Origin of the sequence: Phenylobacterium sp. (assembly GCF_020402505.1) — a bacterium.
GTDB lineage: Bacteria > Pseudomonadota > Alphaproteobacteria > Caulobacterales > Caulobacteraceae > Phenylobacterium.
This window is the reverse complement of the sequence record NZ_JADBZL010000033.1, coordinates 1-5046: the sequence shown is the minus strand read 5'-3', so window position 1 is coordinate 5046 and position 5046 is coordinate 1. Positions and strand designations below refer to the sequence as shown.

Genomic DNA, 5046 nt, shown 5'->3' with positions numbered 1-5046 from the left:
CAGCTGGTCCGCACCGCCGCGATCGAGCTGGCCCGGCGCAACCCCGAGGCCCTCTGCGTCGCCCTTCATCCGGGTACGGTGGCCACCGCCCTCTCCGCGCCCTTCGTCGGCGACGCCCCCAAGGCCCAGAGCCCGGAGACGGCGGCGGGCAAGCTCCTGGCCGTATTGGACACCCTGCCCTCCGACGCCAACGGAGGCTTCTTCGACGCCGAGGGCCGGACCGTGCCCTGGTAGGGGCGCCGGCTCAGCGGGACAGGCGCAGGGTCAGGCCTACAGTGCGGGGATCGCCGGGCTGGCCGGCGATGAGGCCGGTGTTTCCCGGTCCGACGGCGAGGAACTCGTAGTACTCGGCGTCGAGGGCGTTGCGGACCCAGGCGAAGACCTCCAGGCCCTCCTCGGCCCGGAATCCAGCGCGCAGGCCCACCAGGCCGTAGGCCTTCACGTTCGTGTAGGCGGATGGCGAGGCGTTGGAGGAAAAGTCCGATCTCCAGGACCCGTCGAGGCCCAGATAGACCTCTCCCTGCCGGCCGAAGAGCGCGGCCGGCCGGCGGGTCTCGACGCCATAGGTGAAGGCCCACTCCGAAACGCCCGGCAGACGCGAGCCGGAGATGTCGCAGTTCGCCGGGCTGATCCCACCGGGCGTCCCGGGTGCGCTGGGCGCCTGCCCGGCCGCCGCCGATATCCCGCCCGACAGCTCCGGCGGGCAGGGCGCATCGACGAACCGGACATAGCGGGCGTCGGTCCAGGCGGCGTTGACGTAGGCGCTGAAGAACGCCGTCGGCGCGATCGAGGCGTCGATCTCGGCGCCCTGGCTGCGCACCCGCCCGGCGTTGGCGAGATAGCCACGCAGCACCCCCAGTTGGCCGTTGGTGACAGTGGCCTGGTAGTCCCGGATCTCTGTGCGGAAGAGGGCCAGGTTGACGATGGCGTCGAGGCCGGGGAACCGGGTCTTCAGCCCCGCCTCAAGGTGATTGACGTCCTCGGGACGGATCGTTCCGGCCGCCAGGATAGGATTGCCCGCCGCATCCGTGGGCAGGCCGTTCTGGTTGATCCCGCCCGTCTTGAAGGCCTTGGCGTAGGTCGCGTAACCGAGGATGTGACCAGTGAACCGATAGCTGGCGGTCAGGTCGTAGCTGAGGTTCCAGTCGCTGAAGCGCGGCGCGCTCTGCTGGGGGGCGTAGACGCTGCGCTGGGCGACCTTGACGGGATCGGTCTGGCCGAAGAGGACCGGGGCGCCCTGTCCGTCGAAGACCCGGCGCAGGTAGTAGCCCTCCTTCTCATCGTAGTTGATGCGCAGGCCGGGCTGCAGGGTCAGGGCCTCGGTCACCTTCCAGCTGACCTGTCCGAAGAGGGCGGCGCTGGTGTTTGTCAGCCATTGGGTGTTGCGCGCCACCAGGCCATCCAGCACAGCAGGGTTGGCGGCCAAGGCGCCCGTGAGGGTCCAGCGGCTGGCGTTGGCGCCCTGTTCCTCCGTCCCCTGGGTGTCGATCCGCTGGTGGAAGGCGAAGAGGCCGGCGACGTAGTCGAAATCACCGCTGGAGCCGTCAAATCGGATCTCCTGCTGGTACTGGTCCTGCTGGGAGGGGTTCTGGGACCTGCGGACGATGGACAGGCCGAGGAAGTCCCGGTCGTTCTCAGGTTTCCAGTCCCAGAAGCGCCAGGCGGTGACCGAGGTCAGGGTCCCCGTCCCGACGTCCCACTTCACCCGGGCCGAAGCCCCGCCGATGATGTTGCCGGCGTTCAGGCTGGCGTCGAGATCGGTGCGCCGGTCAAAGGCGTTGGTGCTGGGAACGGCGTAGCCCTGTGCGGCGGCCAGGGCGGCGTACTGGCGCGCAAGGGGTCGTTGGGTCGCGCCGGTCCGGACGTAGATCTGTGCGCAGCATTCAGGATCCTGGGCGCTGTAATCTGCGGCGAGCAGAATATCGAGGCCGGCCCTTGGCCGGATCAGGAGTTGGCCGCGGAGCCCCAGGTTGTCCTGGCTGTTCACCCAGGTTTGGGTCCTGACGTTCCAGATCGTCCCGCGCCGGGAGGTCGAGGACAGGGCGAAACGCCCCGCAACGGTCTCTGTCAGGGGTCCGGAGATCGCCCCCTTGACCTGTCGGAAGTCCAGGTCGCCAAGGGTGACCTCCCCCTTGGCCTCGAAGGCGAAGGTCGGCGCCTCCGTCGTGATGTTGATGGCGCCGGCCGTGGTGTTCTTGCCATAGAGGGTTCCCTGCGGACCGCGCAGCACCTCCACCTGGGCGACGTCCAGGAAGTCGAAGGTCGCCGCGGCCGCCCGGGCGTAATAGACGTCGTCCACATAGACGCCGACGCCCTGCTCGAAACCGTCGCTGGTCAGGCCGAACGGCACGCCAAGGCCGCGGATGTTGACCGTCGTGTTCCGCGGATTGGAAGAGAAATACTGGAAACTGGGCGACAGCTGCTGGAGCCGGCCGACTGTGAAGACACCGGCGTCCTCGATCCGTGAGGCGGTCAGGACGGAGACCGCGACCGGAATGTCCTGGGCCGCCTCCGACCGCCGGCGCGCAGTGACGATCACCTCGTCCAGGGCCGAAGAGGCCCCCTCCGACGCCGAATCCGGGGCCTCGGGGGCAGACGCGGCGCAGGCCTCCGGAGCCCCGACCAGAACCCCCAGGACCAGTGCAGCGACGCCGCCAAGAAGAAGATTGCGCACGGAAACCCCCAGAACGCGAGATGATGAGACCTGCTCCTTCGGGCTTAATCACCCATCTCACAACTAGGCATTATGTGGATTTTGGTTCAGATTCTCTAAAAGGGGGTGAGGGATCGATGGGCGTCACCGGATTCCCCGCCGGCCGGTTCATGGCATAGTCGGCGTATGACCGACCTTGTCCTGATCCTCGGGGACCAGCTCAGCGACTCCCTCTCCTCCCTTCGGAGATGCGATCCCTCGCAGACCGTCGTGCTGATGGCCGAGGTCATGGGCGAGGCGACCTATGTCCGGCACCACCGCAAGAAGATCGTCCTGGTCCTGGCGGCCATGCGCCATTTCGCAGCACGCCTCAGGGCGGCGGGCTGGCGGGTCGACTATGTGGCGCTGGACGATGAGGGCAATACCGGGACCCTGGGCGGCGAGCTGGAGCGGGCGGTGCGCCGGCATGGCGCCTCGGCGGTCTTTCTGACGGAGCCGGGGGAATGGCGCCTAAAGCTGGAGGCTGACGGCTGGGCCGCCGCCCTGGGCGTTCCGGTGACCGTGATCGAGGACGACCGGTTCATCGCCTCACATGCCGACTTCGAGACCTGGGCGGAGGGACGCAAGGCCCTGCGCATGGAGTTCTTCTACCGCGAGATGCGTCGTCGCACCGGCCTGTTGATGGAGGGCGAGGCGCCCGCCGGCGGACGCTGGAACTTCGACGCCGAGAACCGGGCCCCGCCGGCCGGCGGCCTCTTCCTGCCCGAGCCCCTGCGGCACGACCCCGACGCCGGGACCCAGGCGGTTCTCGAGATGGTGGCGAGGCGCTTTCCCGACGGCTTCGGCGGCCTTGATGACTTCCGGTTCGCCGTGACCCGGGAGCAGGCCCAGGCCAGCCTGGCGCACTTCCTGGAGGTCGCCTTGCCCCGCTTCGGGGACGACCAGGACGGCATGCTTCAGGCCTCGCCCTACCTGCACCATGCGGTTCTCTCGCCGTATCTCAACATCGGCCTTCTGGAGCCGCTTGAGGTCTGCAAGGCTGTGGAAACGGCCTGGCGGGGGGGCGGGGTTCCCCTGAACGCGGCCGAGGGCTTCATCCGGCAGGTGATCGGCTGGCGAGAGTATGTGCGGGGCGTCTACTGGCGGGAGGGCCCGGCCTATGTCTTCCGCAACGCCCTGGAGGCCCGGCGGCCCCTGCCGGACTTCTACTGGACGGGACAGACTGACATGGCCTGCCTGAAGGCCGCCATCGGCCAGACCCTCGACCTGGCCTACGCCCACCATATCCAGCGGCTGATGGTGACGGGCAACTTCGCCCTTCTTGCCGGGGTGGACCCGCACGTCCTGCACGAATGGTACCTGGGCGCCTATGCCGACGCCTTCGAGTGGGTGGAGGCACCCAACACCATCGGCATGAGCCAATACGCCGACGGCGGCCTCCTGGGTTCCAAGCCCTATGCGGCCAGCGGCTCCTACATCAACCGCATGTCGGACTACTGCGCCGGCTGCGCCTACGACGTGAAGGCGCGCAGCGGGACCGGCGCCTGCCCCTTCAACCGGCTCTACTGGGACTTCATCGACCGCCATGCGACCCGGTTCGCCTCCAACCCCCGCATGGCCCAGTCGGTCCGCACCCTGGAGCGCATGGGCGAGGACCGGCGGCAGGAACTACGCGCCGACGCCGCCGCCTGCCTGGCGGAACTGGGCCTGTGAAGGCGCGGCGCAAGGCCGACCTGCCCACCAAGACCTGCCCGGTGTGCGGGCGCCCCTTCGCCTGGCGCAAGAAGTGGGAGAAGGTCTGGGACGAGGTGAAGTACTGCTCGGAGCGTTGCCGGCGGGCCTGAGGCCTCCCCGTTTTTCGCACGCCCCCGGGCTGACGCCAGGGACGATCCGGGGCAGAGTGCATTCATGGAACTCGTCAGGGCGGGCAATCGCCGCATTCTCTTCATCATGGCCGCGCCGCCCGAATACGGCCCGGCCCTTCGCGCCCGCTTTACGCCCCTGATGACCGGTGTGGGACCGGTGGAGGCCGGTCTTGCCGCCGGCGCCGCCCTGGCCCGCCTGGAGGCCCGGGGCGAGACACCGGACCTGGCCGTCTGCCTGGGTTCGGCCGGCTCGCGGAGCCTGGAGCAGACCGGGGTCTACCAGGTCGCGAGCGTCAGCTATCGCGACATCGACGCCTCGCCCCTTGGCATCCCTGCGGGCCTGACCCCCTATCTCGACCTGCCCCGCGAACTGCCGCTGCAGGTCCTGCTGCCCGACCTGCCCGCCGTGCGCCTGTCCACCGGCGGGGCGGTGATCTCCGGAGCCGCCTACGACGCCATCGACGCCGACATGGTGGACATGGAGACCTTCGCCGTCGCCCGCGCCTGCATGGCCCACGGGGTCCCCCT

The 5046-nt window shown here is 69.0% G+C and carries 4 protein-coding genes and 1 pseudogene; 4 read left to right on the top strand and 1 reads right to left on the bottom strand.

The annotated features are described in order from the left end of the window. Positions 1-234 (top strand): annotated as a pseudogene (locus IM632_RS02915) (C-factor); the annotation flags it as partial. 10 nt (positions 235-244) lie between these two features. On the opposite strand, the gene IM632_RS02910 reads toward IM632_RS02915, so the two are convergent. Then, positions 245-2674 carry a TonB-dependent receptor gene (locus IM632_RS02910; protein ID WP_296551999.1) on the bottom strand — a complete coding sequence of 810 codons (2430 nt, stop codon included), beginning with the start codon at positions 2672-2674 and terminating at the stop codon, positions 245-247. Between the two features lie 165 nt (positions 2675-2839). Between IM632_RS02910 and IM632_RS02905 the strand changes: the two genes are divergently transcribed. The 3 genes from IM632_RS02905 to IM632_RS02895 form a co-directional block, all read left to right on the top strand. Then, complete coding sequence (locus IM632_RS02905; RefSeq protein WP_296551997.1) at positions 2840-4366, top strand: cryptochrome/photolyase family protein; 1527 nt, start codon at positions 2840-2842, stop codon at positions 4364-4366. Beyond that, positions 4363-4497 (top strand): DUF2256 domain-containing protein, encoded by a 135-nt coding sequence (locus tag IM632_RS02900; RefSeq protein WP_293514923.1) that lies wholly within the window; start codon positions 4363-4365, stop codon positions 4495-4497. The genes IM632_RS02905 and IM632_RS02900 overlap by 4 nt, the downstream gene beginning before the upstream one ends. Positions 4498-4561: 64 nt before the next feature. After that, a partial coding sequence (locus tag IM632_RS02895; RefSeq protein ID WP_296551995.1) for a 5'-methylthioadenosine/S-adenosylhomocysteine nucleosidase occupies positions 4562-5046 on the top strand: 485 nt, incomplete at its 3' end.